The organism is Plantactinospora sp. B5E13, from assembly GCF_039871775.1.
GTDB lineage: Bacteria > Actinomycetota > Actinomycetes > Mycobacteriales > Micromonosporaceae > Plantactinospora.
In genome coordinates this window covers 1-19,063 of the sequence record NZ_JBDPLT010000009.1, presented here as the reverse complement: position 1 = coordinate 19,063, position 19,063 = coordinate 1, and the positions used below count along the sequence as shown (strand labels likewise).

Genomic DNA, 19,063 nt, shown 5'->3' with positions numbered 1-19,063 from the left:
AACTGATAAAAGATAGCGCGTCCGGATTGCCGCGGCCAGATTGCCGCGGGTCTGTCACTCCGGCGAAATCGTTCGGCTCTCCGGGGCGGGTGCCACGTCCCGTGCGGGCGCCGCTGCGGTCGGGGAAAGCCGACCGGGCACGGCCCGCCGTCGCCCCCGCCGGATCTGCTCGGCGGTGCGGACGGAGGCCGTGCCCGGGTGAACCGTGGGGCGTGGCTCAGCAGGAGCCGGTGCCGTCGTACGAGCCGAGGTTGATGCCCCAGGACTCGGACTCCCAGCGGATGTACGTCGCGTACCCGCGCGCGGGGGGCGGTCTTGCACACGTCCGGACCGCCACCAATGATGATCTTGCGCTTGGCGGACGCGCTGCCGCAGTTGTAGAAGGTCCAGTACCACTTGCGCTGCCGGGTCACGCTGTCGACCCGCTGCCAGCCGTCGTAATCGACGGTGACACCGCACGGGTCGGGGCCGGCGACGGCCGGGGTCGGCACCGACAGGGTCGCCGCGATCGCGGCCGTACTCAGGGCAAATGCCAGTGCCTTACGACTGAGGGCGGGCATGGGGACTCCTCGGGGGTGAGCGGGGGATCGGCGGATCTCTCTGATCGCCGGCTGAATACTGCCTACAGTCGTCAGCCGGATCAACGTCCAGACATCGATCATGAGCGAATCTTGAGCTTGGCGGGGACGCGACCGTCCCGGACCTGTCACCGGCCGGCCCGGGACGGCACCGACGTCAGCTGGTGACGTCGCGTCCGCCGAACCGGGCCCAGGCCGCGGAGAGGAAGACCGCGATGTACCCCGCCGCCGAGAGCAGCCCTGGTCGGAGCGCGTCGAACGACACCGGATCGCGGAGCAGTTCGGCGAAGTCCTGCCAGTGGTGCGTCAACAGGTACGGGTGCAGCCAGTCGAGCTGCGGGATCGCGTCGAGGACCTGGCTGGCCACCGCCAGCATGGTGATCGCGATGGTGGCACCCATCGGCTGCTCGGTCAGGGTCGAGACGAAGAGCCCGAGCGCGCCGAGCGCGCACAGCCCGACCGCGAGATAACCACAGACGCCGAGCAGCCTCAGCAACCCCTCGCCGAAGCCGACCTGGGTGCCGGAGAGCAGGGTGACCGGCCCGCCACCGAAGAGCGCCAGCCCGGCCAGCAGACCGACGACCGCGACCAGCAGCGTGACGACAACCGCGAACACCACGATGCCGGTGTACTTGACGGCCAGCAGCCGGTTGCGGCCGACCGGGACGGTCAGCAGGTAGCGCAGGGTGCCGAGGTTGGCCTCGCCGGCCACGCTGTCCCCGGCGATCGCCGCCACCGCGACCGGCAGGAACAACCCGATCTGTACGCCGAGCGCGGCCAACGCGACAAAAAAGCCGTTGCCGGTGATCGCGGAGAAGAAACCGGGGTCGTGGGCACCGGCCGTCGGCGGACCGGTGACGCGCATCGCGATGGCGATGATCACCGGGATCGCGGCGAGTGCCGCCATCCCGGCCTGGTTGCGGCGCCGCCCGAAGATCAGGCGAAGTTCGGAATGGAGGAACCGGGCGGTGTGGGACCGAGGTCGGCCGACCGACGCCGTCCCGGAGGCCGCGTCCGGCGCGTCCCCGGACCCGGAAAACCCGTTCCGGGGCGTCTCGCCGGACCCGGGAACCCCACCCCGGGGACCGTCGCCGGCAGCCGGCGTCGTGTCAACCGCTGACATGAAAACCCTCCCCGGTGAGGGATACGAAGAGTTCCTCCAGGTCCGGCGCGGTGACCGCGAATCCGCGTACCGGGATGGCGGCGTGCACCAGTGCGGCGACGACCTTCTCCGGTGGCACCGCGCCGAGCACCCCGGTCGCCTCCCGGGCGGACGTGCCGACCTCGACCAGACCGAGTTCCCGCAGCACCAGGGCCGCCTCGGCGGGCCGGTCGGTCTCCACCCGGGCCCGGGGCGCCGCCGACGCGCGCAGGTCGGCCAACGGTGCCTGGGCGACCAGCCGGCCCCGGTGCATCACCCCCACGTCGGTGCAGACCTGCTCCACCTCGGAGAGCAGGTGGGTGGAGAGCAGCACGGTGGCGCCCTCGGCGGCGATCTCGGTGAGCAGGGCGCGTACCTCCCGGGTGCCCTGCGGGTCGAGCCCGTTGGTCGGCTCGTCGAGGATCAACAGATCCCGGGGCCGCAGGATCGTCGCGGCCAGGGCCAGCCGCTGCCGCATGCCCAGCGAGTACGCCCGGTACCGCTTGCCCGCCGCCGCACCCAACCCGACCCGGTCCAGCGCCGCGCCGATCCGCGCCGACGCCGTCCGGGGGTCGGCGGTACGGTCCGCCGCGTCGAACCGGCCAAGGTTCTCCAGCCCGGACAGGTACGGATGGAACGCCGGACCCTCGACCAGCGCGCCGATCCGGGGCAGCACCCGGGCCGCCCCGTCCGGCATCGGCTCGCCGAGCAGGCGGTGCCCGCCCGTGGTCGGCCGGACCAGACCGAGCAGCATCCGGATCGTGGTGGTCTTGCCGGAACCGTTCGGCCCGAGGAAGCCGTACACCGAGCCGCGCGGGACCGCCAGGTCGACGGCGTCCACCGCGACCTGGCGGCCGAACCGCTTGCCCAGCCCCTCGCTCTGCACCGCCAACCCGGCGGAACTCATCGGCCGTTCTGGGCGACGTCGTAGAGCCGTTCCGGGGTCACCGCGCCGGCCAATACCCGCCCGTCGTCGGTGAGCAGGACGGTGAAGAGCTTGCTCGTCAGCACCCGACCGCTGCCCCAGGCGCCGCTCACCTTCGGGAACGCCTCGAGGAGGCCGGTCAACCCGGCACCCTCGGCACCGCCGGGAGCGGACCGGGTGAGGTCGGCGGCGTCGGGCAGCCGGCCGACGAGGACCGTGGTCCACCCCGTACCGACGGCCTTCGGCCGCTCGGCGTGCTCCGGTACGTCCGGCTTCCGCGACGGGTCGACCTGCTCCTCGGTCACCGTGGTGCCGGGCGGCGGGTTGAAGGTGAACTGGGCCGGATCGGGACGGTCGAAGTCGACGTGGGTGAAGGCGACCTCGAACGCCGGCTGGCGGGTGCCCTGTGGCACCACCTGGAAGCGCAGCGGTACGTGTTCCGCGGCGTCGATCGCGATCTTGACCTGACCGACCAGCGAGGTCGCGTCCCGGGGAGTGAGCACCAGTTCGTAGGCGTCCCGCCCGGCGACCGAGGTCGACCGTCCGACACTGACCCGGGTGCTCGGGTCGATCGCGGCGAGCGCCTGCTCGGCCGCCTCCTGCGGGGTGGCCGGCAGGTGGGCGACGTCGGGCCGGTGGCGGTCCCCCGGGTCGGACAGGGTGCTGTGGGTCGCCTGGTTCTGCTGACTGTCCCAGACCCAGACGTCCTGGCCGTTGCGGATCACGTCGGTCTCGCCGAGCGTGCCGAGCAGGGCGACCCGGGTCTGGTCCGGACCGGCGTACCAGACCCGCAGCGTGTGCGTGCCGGAGACCAGCGAGGCCAGGTCGGCGTTGCCCCGTCCGCCGATTCCGGGCAGGCTGGGCAGGCCCAGGTCGGCGCGTTTGATCACGGTGCCGGAGAGCCCGTCCAGGCGGGCGGTCTGCAGGTCGACGAGAAGTTGGGCGGCGCTGCGTTCGGGCAGGCTCGGTTCGGCCGCCGAGGCGAACGTGCCGATCGCCGCACCGCCGGCGACGATCGCCACGGCGGTTCCGGTCGGCACCAGCCAGCGCAGCGCGGGCCGGGTGTTGAAGACGGACATGGGCGTACCTCCTGCTCCCATCCTGCGCCCCGGGCACTGTGAAACCGCTGAGAACCGCCGCTGGTCCCGGCCCGCCCGGGGATGGCACGCTTGGGCGGTGCGACTGCTGGTGGTGGAGGATGAGGCCCGGCTGGCCACGGCGCTGCAGCGTGGGCTGCAGGCCGAGGGGTTTGTCGTCGACGTGGCCACCACCGGGCCGGAGGGGCTCGACCTCGCCCGACACGGCGGCTACGACGCGATGATCCTGGACGTGATGCTGCCCGGGCTCTCCGGCTATCGGGTCGTCCGGCAACTGCGGGCGGAGCGGCACTGGCTGCCCGTCCTGATGCTCTCCGCCAAGGACGGCGAGTACGACCAGGCCGACGGGCTCGACTGCGGCGCCGACGACTACCTGACCAAACCCTTCTCGTACGTGGTCCTGCTCGCCCGGCTCCGCGCGCTACTACGCCGGGGGGCTCCGCGTCGCCCGGTGGTGCTGGTGGCCGGCGACCTGACCCTGGACCCGGCCCGCCGTCGGGTGACCCGGGCCGGCGTGGAGGTGGAGCTCACCGCCCGCGAGTACGCCCTGCTGGAGTACCTGCTGCGGCGGGCCGGCGAGGTGGTGTCCAAGACCGAACTGCTGGACCACGTCTGGGACGCGAGTCTGCGTACCGCGCCGAACGCCGTCGAGGTGTACGTCGGCTACCTGCGCCGCAAGCTCGGCCGGGACCGGCTGGAGACGGTCCGGGGCGCCGGCTACCGGCTGGTCACGTGAGTCGGGCGGACGCCGCACGGCGTCGGGGGTGGCGGCTCTGGCTGCGGCTGAGCCTGCGTGCCCGACTGATGATCATCGGGGTGGCCGGGCTCGCCGCCGGGCTCGCGGTCGGTGGTCTGGTGCTGCTCGGCGCCCTCGGCTACGCGCTGCAGCGCACGGTGGACACCGAGGCGCTCAAGACTGCGGAAGCGGTGGCCCGGCTGGCCGGTGAGAACGCCCTGCCCGACCCGTTGCCGGTGGCCGGCAACCAGGTCCGGGTGCAGGTGGTCGACGGGCAGGGCCGGATCCGGGCCGCGTCGATCGACGCCGACCGGCTGGTGCCGATGCTCTACCCGGACGAGCTGCGCAGCTTCCACGCCGGCGAACGGGACCGGTTCTACCTGCGGGGACAACGGCTCGGGTGGGACGGCCCGATCCGGGTCGTGGCGGTACCCGCCGGACCGGCCGCCGACCCGCAGACGGTGCTGGTGGCCAAGTCGACCGCGGACGTCCGGCACAGCGTGACCATGGTACGGACCATCCTGCTGATCAGTTTTCCGCTGCTGCTGCTCGGACTCGCCGCCGTGGCCTGGCGGGTGATCGGGGCGACCCTGCGGCCGGTGGAGGCGCTGCGGGCGGGCGCCGAGGAGATCACCGGTGGGGCCCGGCCGGGTCGGCTGCCGGTGCCCGCGTCCCGGGACGAGATCCACCGGTTGGCGGTGACCCTGAACGGGATGCTGGGCCGGCTGGAGTCGGCCCGGGCCCGCCAGCGGGCCTTCGTCGCCGACGCGGCGCACGAGCTGCGCAGCCCGTTGGCCAACCTGCGGACCCAGTTGGAGGTGGCGCAGCGGCTCGGTGCCACCACCGACTGGCCGGCCGTCGCCGAGGACCTGCTCGCCGACACCCAGCGGCTGAGCCGGCTGGTCGACGATTTGCTGCTGCTCGCCCGGTTCGACGACCCGGGCGGCGGCCGCCGCCGGTCGGCCACCCCGGTCGAACTCGGCGAGCTGCTGGCCGACGTCGCCGACCGGTACCCGTCGCCGCCGGTGCGGGTCCGACCACCAAGGTCGCCACTGTGGGTGCTGGGGGAGCCGGACGCCCTGACCCGGGTCCTGGCCAACCTGCTCGACAACGCGGTACGGCACACCGGCAGCGAGGTGGTGCTGGAGGCGGCGGCCGGCGGCTGGGACGGGCCGGCGTACCACCTGGTCGCGGTGACCGACGACGGGCCGGGCATCCCGGCCGAGGACCGGGACCGGGTCTTCGACCGGTTCACCCGACTCGACGACGCCCGGGCCCGGGACGCCGGTGGTGCCGGTCTGGGCCTGGCCATCGTCCGGGAACTGGTCCGCCGGCAGGGTGGCACGGTGACCCTCGGAGACGCGGAGCCCGGCCTACGGGTCGAGGTACGGCTGCCCGCCGCGGACCGTGCGGCGCGCGAGGTCGGTCCGGCGTCGGACCCCGGCGAAACCGACAGGATTCCCGCCCACCGGCCGGACGACGGGCCCGCCCACCGGCCGGACAGGACGCCGGGCGGGTCGGCCGACGCGGCGCCCGGTCAGCGGGCCGGTGCGGCCCCGGGACGGTCGGTGCAGACCGGGTCGGCGCGCCCCACCACGTCGGCCGAGTAGACCACCGCGACCGTGAAGCAGTAGTTGGTCCGGACGTCCAGGCTGTAGACGACGTAACCGGTGGAGCCGGCCGGCAACTCCTGGAAGGCTCTGGGTTCCTGTCCGGCGCGCCCGCCGGCGAGTACCACCGATCCCTCGGCGCCGGCCGGGTAGGTCCAGGTCAGCGTCACACTGGTGCGATCGTCCACCAGGGTCAGGTCACCCGGTGGGCTGCCGGGGGAGGCGGGCGGTGCCGACGCCGGGGTGGAGATGGCGGCGCCGGTCCCGGTGGATGGTGTGTCGGGCGGCGGGTCGCTCCCGCCGTCGGTCGACCCGAAACCGATCGCCACCGCCGTGGTGCCGGCCAGGACCAGCAGGACGAGGCCGCCGACGATGACCGGCGGCCGTCGCCAGACCGGGCGGGCCGGCCGGGGAATCCGGGCCGGGAGCCGGGCGGACCGCCGCTCGGGCAGGTGCCGGACCCGGCGTACGCCGTCCGCCTCGTCGGGATCGCCGGCAGGCAGCCGGGGCGGGCCGCCGTCGTGCCAGCGCTGCTCCGGGTATTCGTCTCCGGCGAACTCCGGTACCGCCGGCGGCAGCGGCGGCACCGGTCGGGGGCGCGGGACGGGGCCGATGACGTTGTCCGCCGGATCCGGCGTGACCGGCGTGACCTGCTCCGGCGGCCACCGGTCCGGCTCCGGGTCGAGGTCCGGGTCGTCGCCGTACCGACCGGCGGGGACGGTGCCGAACTCCGTCGGCCGCCAGTCGGGGGCGCTGCGGGGTGGCGGCACCCCGGGCCGGGGTTCCCGGTCGGCGTCGGGCGCGGCCGGTGCCGACCAGCGGGGTGGCGGGTCGACCGGCGGCGCGGGTGGGAGTCGGGGCGGCGGCACCGTCGGCGGGTACCCCGGTTCCGGGTACCTCGGCGCGGGATCGCCCCACTCGCCGGGGCGCCGGTCAGTGGAGGGCTCGACCCGGTGCGGCTCGGCGTACGCGGGTCTGGTCCGGGCGGGGTCGGCGGGCGGGGTGCCGGTGCGGGCCTGGGGGATCGGGGAGCCCGTCGCCGCCGCGGTCGCCGGGTCGGTGCAGGCGTGCCCCGGGTCGGCGCCGGCGGCGGCGAGCGCCCCGATCTGCGCGGCCAGTGGATGGTCGGCGGGCAGGTGCTGCCGGCACAGTTCCCGGGCGAGCGCCAGCCGTTCGTGCGCCGAGGTGTGGAGTCCACAGTCCCGTTCCATCGTGCCGAGCCGGGCGAGCATCCGGATGCCGGCCGGATGGCCGTCGCCGTACACCTCGCGGTGCAGTTCCCAGGCGTCCTGCAGGCGGCTGCGGGCGACGGCGCACTCGCCCTGGGCGTACTCGACGGTGGCCAGGTCGGCGTGCGCGGCGAGCACCCGCAGCGACTCGGGCCCGTCGGTGGCGGTCAGTTCGATGATGACGTCGCGGTACAGGTCGGCGGCGGGGGCGTGGCTGCCGACCCGGTGCAGGACGGCGGCCAGCGTCGCCGCCGTGGCGACGGTCCGCTGGTCGGTCGGTCCGTACCGTCGGGCGGCGGCGGAGTACGCGAACGTGGCCCAGGTCCGGGCGGCGGCCGCGTCGCCGAGGGTGACCAGTACCCGGGCCTGGAGTCCGGCCGCGTCCGCCACCTCCGGCGGTGCGTCGTCGGCACCCGGATCGACGTCGCGCAGTGCCGTGCCGAGCAGATCCCGGGCGCCGGTCAGGTCGCCCGCCGCGACGAGCGCGTGGGCCTGCTGGGTGAGTTCAGCGAAGCCGGAAGTCACGCCTCATCGTGCTTGGCCGGCGACGTTCAGTACAAGGGGGCGGGTGGGGGCAGTTCGGTCATGACGCGCGGCCGTCCGGGTCGAGATGGGCGACCAACGCCTCACTGATCCGCCGCAACTGGTCGACCTGCTCCCGGCTGAGTTGGTCGAACAGGTGCCGGCGTACGCCCTCGACGTGCCCAGGTGCGGCGGCGGCGAGGGCCTCGAAGCCCGGGTCGGTCAGTACGGCGACCTGGCCGCGTCGGTCGGTGGGGCAGTCCTGGCGGCGTACCCAGCCGGACTCCTCGAGGCGGGCCACCGCGTGGGAGAGCCGGCTGCGGGAGCCCCCGGTCGCCTCGGCCAGTTCGGACATCCGCAGTTGGCGGTCGGGCGCCTCGGAGAGTCGGACCAGGATCTCGTAGTAGGCGTGCGGCATGCCGGCGTCGTGCTGCAGTTCGCGGTCCAGGGTGGCCATCAGGGCCCGGGAGGCGCTCAGGAAGGCGCGCCAGGCGCGGTTCTCGTCGGGATCGAGCCAGCGGGTCATGACCACCATCATAGGCAAGTAGTTGAACGCTCAACCAAATTGGGCTACCGTGGGGACATGGGCATCCATCGACTCAACCACGCCGTACTCTTCGTCCGTGAGCTCGCCCGCAGCGCCGCCTTCTACCGCGACGTGCTGGGCTTCCGCCAGGTCGCGATGACCCCCGACGGATTCACCGGCGCCGCGTTCCTGCAGGCACCCGGCTCCACCAACGACCACGACCTCGGCCTGTTCGAGGTCGGCGCGGACGCCGGCCCGTCCGGCGCCGGCCGCACCACCGTCGGCCTCTACCACCTGGCCTGGGAGGTGGACACCCTCGACGAACTGGAGGCGACCGCCGCCCGGCTCGCCGAGGCCGGCGCGCTCACCGGCACGTCCGACCACGGCAGCACCAAGAGCCTCTACGCCCGGGACCCGGACGGACTCGAGTTCGAGGTGGTCTGGCTGGTACCGGCCGACCGGCTGGACGAGGCCGCCCTGGCGGCCCGCAAGCGGATCTCCCGCCTCGACCTGGCCCGGGAGAAGCAGCGGTACGGGGGACAGACCCGTGGCGGGGTGGGCATCTCCGTCCCGGTCTGAGGCGGGGGCGGTGTGCCCGGTGCGGGACGGGCACGGTACAACCGCAGCATGTCCGCTGACCCGATCGGCCCCGTCACCCGCCACCTGCTGGTCCGTCACCTCGCCTCCTGGGTGCCGGACGCGCTGCGCCGATCCCGGCGGGCGACCTTCGTCCAGGCGTACGCCGGTCCCGACGGCGACACGGCCGGGGCCGCCCTCCGGGCCCTCGGCCGGGCCGCCGGTGGGTCGCGGGGACGGCAGCTGACCGTACTGACCGTCGTCGGGCCGACCGACGACCTGCTCGCCCGGCACGCCGCGCTCGCGGCCGAACTGCCGGCGGAGGTGACCGCGCACCCGGTGGCCGGTGACCTCACCCGGCTGCCGGTGGTGCTGAAGGCGGCCGCCGCGGCCGCCGCCCCGCTCTTCGGCTACCTGGACGCGGTCGGCGGACCGCCGGTCGACGGCGACGTCCTCGCCGCGGTCGTCGCCGGTCGGCCGGCGGAGCTGCTGCTGGTACTCGACCCGGCCGCCCGGGCCGGGGGCGAGCTCCGGCAACGGCTGAACGACGCCGGGTTCCCGCTGGTGTCCGAGGTGGAGCTGGTCGTCGACCCGGCGCCCGGGCCGCCCGGCCGTGGCGGGCGCCTGCTCGTCTTCGCCACCGCCTACGGCAAGCGGCTGGAGGCGTTCAAGGATGCGCTCTGGACGGTGGACCGGGAAAGCGGCGTCCGGTTCCGCGACCCGCACGACCCCGAGGGGCGCCTGGTGGATCCCACGCCGGTTCCGGCTCCGGAGCCGCTACGTCACGAACTCCTCGACCGGCTGACCTCCACCGGCCCGGCGTCGGTGACGCAGTTGCGGCAGTTCACCGCCGAGCGGACCGTCTACCGCGCCGGAGACGCCAACCAGGTGCTGGAGCACCTGGTGGCCAGCGGCGAGGTCAACCGGGAACCCCTGGCCGGGCGGCTCTCCGGGGACACGATGATCACTGTCGGCGCACCGGCCGGATGACCGGGTCCGGGCCCGGACACGCCGCGGGGCGCCGACGAGTCGGCGCCCCGGCTTCCGGCGGTGACGGGTCACCGCCGGGACTTGTCCTGCTTCCAGGAGAGCGGTCCGGGCAGATCCACCCGGTGCGCCCGGGCTCGGGAGTTCCAGGACCAGCGACCGATCTTGATGCTCCACGAGGAGAAGCCGTTCTCGGTGAAGTTGAGGATCAGCGGACCGATCTTCTTGCGCTTACGGAACATCAGACCCACGGCCGTGCCCCCTTCGAGAATGTGTGTCAACCGGCGGTGACCACACAGTTCCCCGTACGTTTGTTCGTCAAACCGCTGACCCTCCGATGAGGACGGTCTCGGGCCGGGCCGGGCCCCGGTGACGGAGCCGGAAGGCACCCGGGCTCTGGCCCACCTCCCGCTGGAAGAACCGGCCGAAGTTCGTCGGCTCGGCGAAACCGAGCCGACGACCGACCCCGGCCACCGGCAGGTCGGTCGCCGCGAGCAGCCGCCTGGCCTCCAACGCGACCCGGTCGTCGACGATCTGCTTCGCGCTGCGCCCGGTGGCCGCCAGGCAGGCCCGGGTGAGGGTACGCACCGAACAGCCGAGCCGACCGGCGTAGTCCTCGACCCGCCGGGTCTGCCCGTACGACCGCTCGATCTCGTACCGCAGTCGCCGGTAGGTGCCCCCGCTCTCGTCCGTCGCCCCGTCCCGCCGGTCGTCCCGCTCCGGACCGCCCGGCAGCAGCGCCAGCCGCAGCAGCAGGACGGCGAGCTGGTGACGGAGCAGGTCGACCGCGACGTCCCCGATAGGGTGCCGCTGGCAGTCGACGACGAGTTGACTGACCTCGTTGATCACCGCGTCCTCGTCCTCGCCGGCCAGCTGCCAGTAGCCGGTCCCGCCCGGCGGGGCGGCGACGGGTGCCAGTCCCAGTTCGCGGATAGCCTCCGGAGCCCAGCTGACCAGGATGGCGTCGAGTCCGCCCGGTTCGCCGTGGTGGACGACCTGACCAGGCTGTGCCCAGATCAGCGAGCCGGGGCGACAGGGATAGCCGCGGAAGTCGACCTCCTGGGTGCCGTGTCCGACCGTGACCAGCAGGAGCAGGTGGCGGTCGAGCAGCCGGGGACGGCGGTGGACCGGATCCGACGAGAAGTCACGCAGGGTGAAAGTGTGGATGCCGGCGTGTCGCGGCCCGGGCGGCGAACCGTTCGACTCGTCGGAGCCATGACCGAATCGGAGCATCGCCTCGACGGTAGCCCGGAACGGGCGGCGGCGCAGCACCCCGCGCCGTGACCGGCCGTCGAACCTCCGGCATCCATCGACGTTCGACGTTGACCGCGGGGGTGGCCGGTGGATAACCTGAGCGCCGTCCGGGCCGACGAACGACGCGCGGGGCGACAGCGAGCCACGCCCGACCGTCATCCCACCGCGCCCACCCCGACCCCGGGTGGGCGGCAAGGAGCCCGGGAGATTCCATGCGTCGCAGCTTCACCCTGCTGGCCTCCGTCAGCGTCGTACTCGTCGCCACGGGTGGCGGGCTCGTCGTCACCGGCGGTCCGGCGTACGCCGAGCCGGGGCCGGCCCTCGAGGTCGACCTCCGGTTGGACCGCCATCCGATCAGCCCGCACATCTACGGCATGAACTTCGTCGACGAGGCCCTGGCCGCCGAACTGTCCCTGCCGGTACGGCGCTGGGGCGGCAACGCCACCACCCGCTACCACTACCGGTACGACACCACCAACCGCGCCTCGGACTGGTTCTTCGAGAACATCGCGGAGGCCAACGACAATCCCGAGGCGCTGCCGGACGGGTCCTCCACCGACCGTTTTGTCGAACAGGACCGGCGTACCGGGACGGACACGGTGCTCACCGTGCCGCTGATCGGCTGGGCGCCGAAGGCTCGTGACGGCTCCTGCGGCTTCTCCGTGACGAAGTACGGCCCGCAGCAGCGTACCGACGAGTGGCGCCCGGACTGCGGCGACGGCATCCGTCCGGACGGCACCCCGGTGACCGGCAACGACCCGCACGACACCAGCGTCGAGGTCGGACCGGAGTACGTCCGGGAGTGGCTGCGCCATCTGACCGGCAAGTACGGAACGGCAGCCGAGGGCGGGGTCCGGTTCTACAACCTGGACAACGAGCCGGACATCTGGCACCACACCCACCGGGACGTGCACCCGACCGGGGCGAGCTCGGCGGAGCTGCGCGACCAGGCGTACGCGATCGGGGCGGCGATCAAGGAGGTCGACCCGACGGCGGCCACCCTCGGCCCGGTCGGCTGGGGCTGGACCTCCTGGGACCACTCCGGACTCGACCAGGAGGTCTGCGGGCGTACCGGCTGTTGGGCGAACCCACCCGACCGGCCGAACCGGGACGGACTGCCGTTCAGCACCTGGTACCTGCAGCAGATGCGGGACTACGAGGAGGAACACGGGCAGCGGGTCCTCGACTACTTCGACATGCACTTCTATCCGCAGGCTGCCGGGGTGGCGTTCGGCAACGGCAACGACCCGGCGACCAACGCGCTGCGGCTGCGGTCCACCCGGGCACTGTGGGACCCGACGTACACCGACGAGAGCTGGATCAACACACAGGTCCGGCTGGTGCCCCGGATGAAGGAACTGGTGGCGGCGAACTACCCGGGTACGAGAACCGCCGTCACCGAGTACAACTGGGGTGCGTTGGACCACGTCAACGGCGCGTTGGCGCAGGCGGACGTACTCGGGATCTTCGGTCGGGAGGGGCTCGACCTGGCGACGCTCTGGGCACCGCCCGGTGCCGACCAGCCGGGCGCGTACGCCTTCCGGATGTACCGCAACTACGACGGGGCCGGCGGCCGGTTCGGCGACATCGGGGTCCGGGCGACCAGCGCGGACCAGGAGAAGCTCTCGGTCTACGCGGCACAGCGCGGCGACGACGGCGCACTGACCGTGATGGTGGTCAACAAGGCCGGGGTCGAGCAGACGAGTACTCTGACGCTGCGCGGGCCGATCGGGCTCGACGCCCGGGTCCACCGGTACGGCGCCGCCGACCCCACCTCGATCGTCCGCGCACCCGACCAGCGGATCCTGGTGCCGCCGCCGACCGCCGGCGCGGCGAACGGTCTGCTGACCCACACCTTCCCGGCGGACTCGGTGACCCTTTTCGAGATCGACGCGGCGGTTTCGGTGACTCCGCCCGAGCTGACCTACCGCAACCTGGACCGGTCGCCGACCGACCGGTGGATCAGGCCGGCGGTCCAGTTGCGCAACGCCGGCCCGGACCCGGTCGACCTCTCCCGGATCACCGTCCGGTACTGGTTCACCCGCGACTCGGGCCGGGCCCCGGTCCGGGCCGACTGTGACCGGGCCGGCCGGCTCGGCTGTGACCGGGTCACCCGGCGGGTGGTGACGCTGCCGGCCGCCCGGCCCGGCGCGGACGGCTATCTGGAGGTCGGGTTCACCCCAGCGGCCGGGGTCCTGGCGCCGGGCGCCAGGCTCGGTCCGGTCGAACTGCGGCTCTGGAAGACCGACCGGTCACGGTTCGTCGAGGCGGACGACCACAGCTGGCGGACGGGTCGGCCCGACTTCGCCGGTACGGACCGGATCACCGTCCATCTGGACGGGGTACGGATCGCCGGGGTCGAACCGTGACGCCGTACGGCCGTCCGGCTTGACCGGACGGGGTGGCAGAGGGTAGACCCGAACGACATTCGGATCGTGGGTCGTCGCGGCGGCGGGGCAGCCGTCGTCGCGACGACCGCGGTCGCTTCCGGAAGAGGTGTCGATGCCCGGACTGTTCGCGGTTGATGACAAGACGGTGCTGGTCACGGGCGGGACCCGGGGGATCGGGCTGATGATCGCCCAGGGATTTGTCGAGGCCGGCGCCCGGGTCATCGTCTCCTCCCGCAAGCCGGACGTCTGCCTGGCGGTCGCCGAGCGACTCTCCGGCTACGGCCGGTGCGAGGCGATCCCGGCGGACATCTCGACCGCGGCGGGGGCGACCCGGCTGGCCGAGGCGGTGCTCGCCCGGGTCCCGGCGTTGGACGTACTGGTCAACAATGCCGGCGCGACGTGGGGAGCGCCGCTGGAGGCGTATCCGGAGAGCGCGTTCGACAAGCTGTGGGCGGTCAACGTCAAGGCGGTCTTCCAGTTGACCACCGCCCTGCTGCCGGCGTTGCGTGCCTCGGCGACCGCCGACGACCCGGCCCGGGTGATCAACATTGGTTCGATCGACGGCATCCGGGTCCCCTGGATGGAGGTGTACGCCTACGCGGCGACCAAGGCGGCGGTGCACATGTTGACCCGCAGCCTCGCCCACCAGCTCGCCCCGGAGCACATCACCGTCAACGCGATCGCCCCGGGCCCGTTCGAGAGCAAGATGATGGCGTTCGCGCTCGACGACCCGGCGACCCGCGCCACGATCGAGCACCAGGTGCCGCTGGGTCGGATCGGACGCCCCGACGACATGGCCGGGGCGGCGATCTATCTGGCCTCGCGGGCCGGGGCGTACCTCACCGGCGCGGTCATTCCGGTCGACGGGGGCATCACCACGCACGGCTGAACAGCGGTGGCGCGGCGGGAACGATACTGATATCCGGCTCGGAACAGGGTCGGCGCGGAAAAGGCCGGCGATCGCCGCCAAAACCGGAATTGCCGGGCCGGGGCGGAATGAATCGGGCGAACAACCGCCGCGCGGACTCGGCAGGTCCGCGCGGCGTGGTGAAGGTTACTGACTGTGACTTTCCTGAACGGTTGTCACCGTCCGGCGAGCAGCCGGTTGACGGCGGTGTCGACGTCCAGGTGGTCGCCCTCCCGACCCCGGGGCACCACCACGTACGTCCGGCGTAGGAACCTGACCAGGACGCTGCGTGGCACCTCGAAGAGGGCGTTACCGTCGGGTGATGAGAGCGCGAGCGCGACGAAGTCGCCCCGGGGTGTGGCCCAGGGCCAGACCCGGACGTCGCCGATCCCGGCCGGCTCATCCAGCCCGGTGACGAGCAGTTCCCGCGCGAAGGACCAGCTCACCGCTTCGCCTCCGGCGGATTCCGCGTGGAACAGGACATGGACCGCATACGGGTCGGCTGGGTCGTAGCGCAGGCTGGCACGCACGGGCAGGGCCGTGGCGTCAGGTGCAACGAGCCTTAACGACGTCTCGACCTCGACCGTGGTTGGTCGGATGACACTCATGGACGTTCTCCCCCCGGCACCGCTGCGGGACGTACGTGTCCCGCCTTTCCCATCCTCAGGTGCTACTCATGGTTACGCTCCGCCATACGCTGATATCACCCAGTAGTGGTAAGGACCTGCCGAGTCGCGGATCGAAATCGAATCTTTATGTAGGATGTCCAGTTCCATCCCGGTTACTCGATCCCCACCCGACGACGCCAGGTGGTTCAGCCGTCGACTTACTCCGGTAACGTCCAGTCGTCCTGTTGGGTGACGGGCCGGGCCACACTGGGGGTTGAAATGCCGACCAATCCATCCTCAATGGAGAAAGTGCCTCCGACCGGGATGAGGGTGGCGACCGGCGACCGCGCCGGTGGTGGGGCGGTGGGAAATGGGCGGAGGTACGACGTGCCGGAGGATCAGTGCGTCCCACGGGGGGACCGGCCGACATCCCCGACGGGGGATCATCCATCAACGGTTGCCGCCGAGTCCGGGGCGGCGGGCGGCGTCCGCACCGAACCGGCGCCCCGGTGGCGGCGGATCCGGACCACCCTGGAGATCATCCGGGCGAACCCGACCGGGCGGATCACGCTGAAGGTGGCGGTGGCGGTCGCCGGCGCGATCGTCGTCCTGCTCGGCCTCGCGCTGATCCCGCTGCCCGGACCGGGCTGGTTGATCGTGATCGGTGGACTGGGCATCTGGGCGGTGGAGTTCCACTGGGCCAAACGGCTGCTGAATTTCACTCGTCGGCACGTCCAGTCCTGGGCACGTTGGGTACGTGAACAGTCGCTTCTGGTGAGGATGGTCCTCGGATCGGTCGGCCTCGTTTTTGTCGCCGTGGTGCTCTGGCTCTCCCTACGGGCCAGCCTGGGGATCGACGTCCTCGCCCGCTTCATGCACTACATCGCCACCCACTGACCCCGGAGATGCGCGCCGGGGACCCGATCAGGTACAGTTCACGGCGCTGAGGGCGATTAGCTCAGCGGGAGAGCGCTTCGTTCACACCGAAGAGGTCACTGGTTCGATCCCAGTATCGCCCACTGCCTATGCGGCCAGTTCACGCGGCTCGTTACCGAATCTTCGGTAACGAGCCGTTCTGGTTCTGCTCCTTACGGGCCATCATCCACCAGGCGACCGTGCGCTCGAAGATGCCCGTCGCTCACCGAGACCTGCATGCGACGAACAGACTTCGTACCGAGGGCACGTCCAACCTGGTAAGGCTGGCGGATCGCGTCGGTGTCGGGCGGTTCGTGACGCAGTCCTTTGTCTTCGGCTACGGGTATCACGACCATGGAACCACGCCGGTCACGGGGGACAAGCCCTTCGGCGGACCAGGACGCGGAGGATTCGATCGGCATCTGACCGCGATGCGGACGAACGAGGAGCTCGTGCTCGCAACGGCTTCGATCGAGGGGGTCTCCCTGCGATACGGGATGTTCTACGGGTTCGAGTCGAACACGCTCGGACTGCTCGACCAGGCGGAGCGTGAGAACCTGGTGGCTCCGCGACAGGGATCGACCGTGTCGATGGTTCACCTCGAGGAGTGGCTGCCGCGGCCGTGGCCGCATTGGCGAACGGGCGTGCCGGGAGCGCATACAACGTCGCCGACGACCAGCCGTGCACGTGGACCTCCTACCTGCAGGCGGTCTCCGCCGCGGTCGGCGGGCGACCGCCGCTGCTGTTGCCGAACGGGCTGCTGCGCGTCTCGCCCTACCTCGGAATGCTTGTGGTGCGCGCAGGCCTGAGCCTGGACAGCGGCAGGGCCAAACGGGAACTCGGCTGTAAGCCGCGTTCTCCCGCAGTCGACGACGGTCTACAGGACGTCGTGCGCGATCCGACCGCAGCTGACCGCCCCCGCGGGATCCCTCGTGCGCGGAAGTCGTCGGCTAGCGGCTCAGCTCCAGCGCTGGAGCTTGTCGGGGTTGAGGACCGCCCAGATATGCGTGATTCTGTTTTCGTCGATGTCGAACGCGAGGACCGTCACCGTGGCTCCGTCCTGCTGCACCGCGAGCCCAGGCTGACCGTTTACCACGCACTCGACCAGGGCCGCGCTGGCAGGCATTTGTTCAGCGATGGTGAGGTAGTGGCGGGCGACGTGCTCGGCGCCTTCGATCGGCCCGAGTGCCGCCTGCGCCAGTCCGTTGCTGTCGGCGATCGCTGTTACGTCGGGATCGAGGAGGCCGATCAGAGCTTCGATGTCCTGGGCCTCCCATGCCTTTTTGAACGCCCGAACCGCCTCGGCCTGCCGGTTCCTCGACATCTGGGTCACGTCGAACAAGCGGGCCCGGCGACGGGCTGACGAGGCGAGCTGGCGGCATGCCGCGGGCGTACGACCGACGATCTTTGCGACCTCGGGGAACGGGTACCCGAAGACATCGTGGAGGATCAGGGCGACACGCTCAGCCGGGGTCATGGCTTCGAGCGTGACGAGGAAGGCCATGGTGACCGACTCGTCGAGGGTGATCCGGTCTGCGGGGTCACCGGCACCGCCCCGCCCCTCGCTCGCGCTTGACCACGCTGCGGACTCGGGTAGCGGCTCGGGGATCCATTCTCCGACGTACCGTTCTCGACGTGCTCGCGCCGAGCCAAGTACGTCCAGGCAGATGCGGCCCGCGACCGTGGTCAGCCACCCGCCCGGGGACTGGGTGGCGTCTCGCTGCTCCGCAGACATGGCGTACCAGCGGGCGTAGGTCTCCTGGACGGCATCCTCCGCTTCGGCAAGAGAGCCCAAGAGCCGGTAGGCGAGGTTGATCAGGTGGCGCCGCTCGCTCATCACCGCGTTCAGCCCCGAGTCGTCCGGACTGTGGCGTGATCGGTCACTTGTGGCCATTGTGGGTGCACGCCTCCGTAAGTCTCGCCCCTGCCGTGTTCGACGAAACACGCCGGCTGTCTGTGAGGTCACGGGATCCGCTCACCCAGCTGCTGGCGCTGGGAGAAGATGTCGATGACCCCCCATACTTCGGCGATCCTGCCCTCGGAGAAGCGAAAGACGAAGATCTCGTTGTAGGTGATGGTTCTCCCAGTGGCCGCCAGGCCGCGGTACTCGCCCTGATGGGTTCCCCTCACGGTGGTCCGGAAGACGGTCTTGTCACCTTCTGTGATCATGTCCTCGACTGTGACCTGGATGTCGGGGAGCCCGCGAAGCAGCATCGTCCAGGCGCCCTTCACAGCCTCGGGCGCCGTGGTGCCCACCGGCCCCGGCACATGGAACACGGCATCGGGGTGGAACACCTCGTCGACGGTCCGCGAGATCAGCTCCAGATTGCGGCTGCTGATCGCGTCATGGAGCCGCTTGTAGACCGCCTTGTTGGTCTGTGGGGTAGTCATCGTGAAGCCTCTCCTTCGGTGTGTGAGGGTTGGATGCGATCAGAAGGCGAAGGGTCCGAAGCGCAGGACAGCCAGCGCTGCGGCAGGCACCAACAGCACGAGCGGAAACACGACGTTGGTGGTCTCACCGCGACGAAGGTGCACGATGACGGCGCCGGCCATCAAGACGGCCAGGCCCGCCCCCGCAATGGGACCCAGCAGGCTCAGGACACCGACAGCCGGGGGAACGATCAGTCCGACGGCACCGAGGACCTCCGCTGCCCCAATGAGTCTGATCTGACCCTGCGAATAGTCTTCGGCCCACGGGTAGGCCGCAACGACGTCGTCTCGGGACTTGACGACTTTCGTCACGCCGGAACCCAAGAACGCGAGGGCTAGCAGGGCGGCCGTGATCCAGAGGGCGATGTTCATCGTGAGTCTCTCTCTCGTCGTCATCCGAGAAGTCCAGGAACCTTGGTTCGCGCTCCCATCACTACGACGACGTAGCCGCGCAAGGTGTCAGATCGCCCTGAACCTCACAGGTCGGTGGCGTGATTCGTTGTAGCCCTGTCTGTCAGGGTGAGTTGAGGCCAGCGGCTCATAGCAAGTCCGTCGGACAGGGCGAGTTCAGGATCGAGAAGCGTTGAATACTGTTGTTGGCGTGGTGACGGCCCAGGATGGGGTCATGAGTC

The 19,063-nt window shown here is 71.6% G+C and carries 18 protein-coding genes and 1 tRNA gene; 8 read left to right on the top strand and 11 right to left on the bottom strand.

The genetic code is table 11. From position 1 onward, the window contains the following. Positions 1–735: 735 nt before the first annotated feature. From ABGB05_RS10785 to ABGB05_RS10775, 3 genes are read right to left on the bottom strand one after another with little or no spacing between them, the layout of a single operon-like run. Positions 736–1,701 carry an ABC transporter permease gene (locus ABGB05_RS10785; RefSeq protein WP_347653093.1) on the bottom strand — a complete coding sequence of 322 codons (966 nt, stop codon included), beginning with the start codon at positions 1,699–1,701 and terminating at the stop codon, positions 736–738. Further along, positions 1,688–2,626 carry an ABC transporter ATP-binding protein gene (locus tag ABGB05_RS10780; protein ID WP_347653092.1) on the bottom strand — a complete coding sequence of 313 codons (939 nt, stop codon included), beginning with the start codon at positions 2,624–2,626 and terminating at the stop codon, positions 1,688–1,690. Before ABGB05_RS10780 ends, ABGB05_RS10785 begins: the two co-directional genes overlap by 14 nt. Next, positions 2,623–3,723: a sigma-E factor regulatory protein RseB domain-containing protein gene (locus tag ABGB05_RS10775; RefSeq protein ID WP_347653091.1), complete on the bottom strand. Its 1,101-nt coding sequence runs from the start codon at positions 3,721–3,723 to the stop codon at positions 2,623–2,625. The genes ABGB05_RS10780 and ABGB05_RS10775 overlap by 4 nt, the downstream gene beginning before the upstream one ends. A 97-nt stretch (positions 3,724–3,820) precedes the next feature. Between ABGB05_RS10775 and ABGB05_RS10770 the strand changes: the two genes are divergently transcribed. Together ABGB05_RS10770 and ABGB05_RS10765 are read left to right on the top strand one after the other, a co-directional pair. After that, positions 3,821–4,477, top strand: a complete 657-nt coding sequence (locus ABGB05_RS10770) for a response regulator transcription factor (protein ID WP_347653090.1) — start codon at positions 3,821–3,823, stop codon at positions 4,475–4,477. A 68-nt stretch (positions 4,478–4,545) separates the two neighbouring features. Further along, the gene (locus tag ABGB05_RS10765; protein ID WP_347653242.1) at positions 4,546–6,087 is read left to right on the top strand and encodes a HAMP domain-containing sensor histidine kinase; all 1,542 of its coding nucleotides are present in this window, start codon (positions 4,546–4,548) and stop codon (positions 6,085–6,087) included. Here ABGB05_RS10765 and ABGB05_RS10760 read toward each other — a convergent pair. Beyond that, positions 6,015–7,841, bottom strand: a complete 1,827-nt coding sequence (locus ABGB05_RS10760) for a tetratricopeptide repeat protein (RefSeq protein WP_347653089.1) — start codon at positions 7,839–7,841, stop codon at positions 6,015–6,017. The two genes, ABGB05_RS10765 and ABGB05_RS10760, sit on opposite strands and share 73 nt — an antisense overlap. 58 nt (positions 7,842–7,899) lie before the next feature. Beyond that, a complete protein-coding gene (locus ABGB05_RS10755; protein ID WP_347653241.1) occupies positions 7,900–8,373 on the bottom strand; it encodes a MarR family transcriptional regulator in 474 nt (157 codons plus the stop codon). Positions 8,374–8,421: 48 nt separating this feature from the next. Here ABGB05_RS10755 and ABGB05_RS10750 point away from each other — a divergent pair, with 48 nt between their 5' ends. Together ABGB05_RS10750 and ABGB05_RS10745 are read left to right on the top strand one after the other, a co-directional pair. Then, entirely contained in the window at positions 8,422–8,943 is a 522-nt protein-coding gene (locus ABGB05_RS10750) for a VOC family protein (protein ID WP_347653087.1), read from the top strand. A 48-nt stretch (positions 8,944–8,991) separates the two neighbouring features. Further along, complete coding sequence (locus tag ABGB05_RS10745) at positions 8,992–9,930, top strand: hypothetical protein (RefSeq protein ID WP_347653086.1); 939 nt, start codon at positions 8,992–8,994, stop codon at positions 9,928–9,930. 68 nt (positions 9,931–9,998) lie between these two features. Here ABGB05_RS10745 and ABGB05_RS10740 read toward each other — a convergent pair whose 3' ends face one another. Then, positions 9,999–10,178: a DUF4236 domain-containing protein gene (locus ABGB05_RS10740; protein WP_347653084.1), complete on the bottom strand. Its 180-nt coding sequence runs from the start codon at positions 10,176–10,178 to the stop codon at positions 9,999–10,001. A 67-nt stretch (positions 10,179–10,245) separates the two neighbouring features. Continuing rightward, positions 10,246–11,160, bottom strand: coding sequence for an AraC family transcriptional regulator (locus tag ABGB05_RS10735; RefSeq protein ID WP_347653083.1), 915 nt, complete (start codon positions 11,158–11,160; stop codon positions 10,246–10,248). Positions 11,161–11,393: 233 nt separating this feature from the next. Here ABGB05_RS10735 and ABGB05_RS10730 point away from each other — a divergent pair, with 233 nt between their 5' ends. Further along, positions 11,394–13,550, top strand: a complete 2,157-nt coding sequence (locus tag ABGB05_RS10730) for a glycoside hydrolase family 44 protein (protein ID WP_347653082.1) — start codon at positions 11,394–11,396, stop codon at positions 13,548–13,550. A 133-nt stretch (positions 13,551–13,683) separates the two neighbouring features. Beyond that, the gene (locus tag ABGB05_RS10725; RefSeq protein WP_347653081.1) at positions 13,684–14,460 is read left to right on the top strand and encodes an SDR family oxidoreductase; all 777 of its coding nucleotides are present in this window, start codon (positions 13,684–13,686) and stop codon (positions 14,458–14,460) included. Between the two features lie 194 nt (positions 14,461–14,654). Here the strand turns inward: ABGB05_RS10725 and ABGB05_RS10720 are convergent, their stop codons facing one another. Further along, entirely contained in the window at positions 14,655–15,086 is a 432-nt protein-coding gene (locus tag ABGB05_RS10720) for an SsgA family sporulation/cell division regulator (protein WP_101365276.1), read from the bottom strand. 387 nt (positions 15,087–15,473) lie between these two features. Between ABGB05_RS10720 and ABGB05_RS10715 the strand changes: the two genes are divergently transcribed. After that, on the top strand, positions 15,474–15,983 hold the full coding sequence (locus ABGB05_RS10715; RefSeq protein WP_347653080.1) for a TIGR02611 family protein: 510 nt from the start codon (positions 15,474–15,476) through the stop codon (positions 15,981–15,983). Between the two features lie 50 nt (positions 15,984–16,033). Further along, positions 16,034–16,105: transfer RNA gene (locus ABGB05_RS10710), tRNA-Val, on the top strand. Between the two features lie 854 nt (positions 16,106–16,959). Here ABGB05_RS10710 and sigJ read toward each other — a convergent pair. The 3 genes from sigJ to ABGB05_RS10695 form a co-directional block, all read right to left on the bottom strand. Then, positions 16,960–17,838 carry an RNA polymerase sigma factor SigJ gene (gene sigJ, locus ABGB05_RS10705; protein ID WP_347653240.1) on the bottom strand — a complete coding sequence of 293 codons (879 nt, stop codon included), beginning with the start codon at positions 17,836–17,838 and terminating at the stop codon, positions 16,960–16,962. Positions 17,839–17,963: 125 nt separating this feature from the next. After that, positions 17,964–18,392: an ester cyclase gene (locus ABGB05_RS10700; RefSeq protein WP_347653079.1), complete on the bottom strand. Its 429-nt coding sequence runs from the start codon at positions 18,390–18,392 to the stop codon at positions 17,964–17,966. A 39-nt stretch (positions 18,393–18,431) separates the two neighbouring features. Next, positions 18,432–18,803, bottom strand: coding sequence for a DoxX family protein (locus tag ABGB05_RS10695; protein WP_347653078.1), 372 nt, complete (start codon positions 18,801–18,803; stop codon positions 18,432–18,434). Positions 18,804–19,063: the final 260 nt, after the last annotated feature.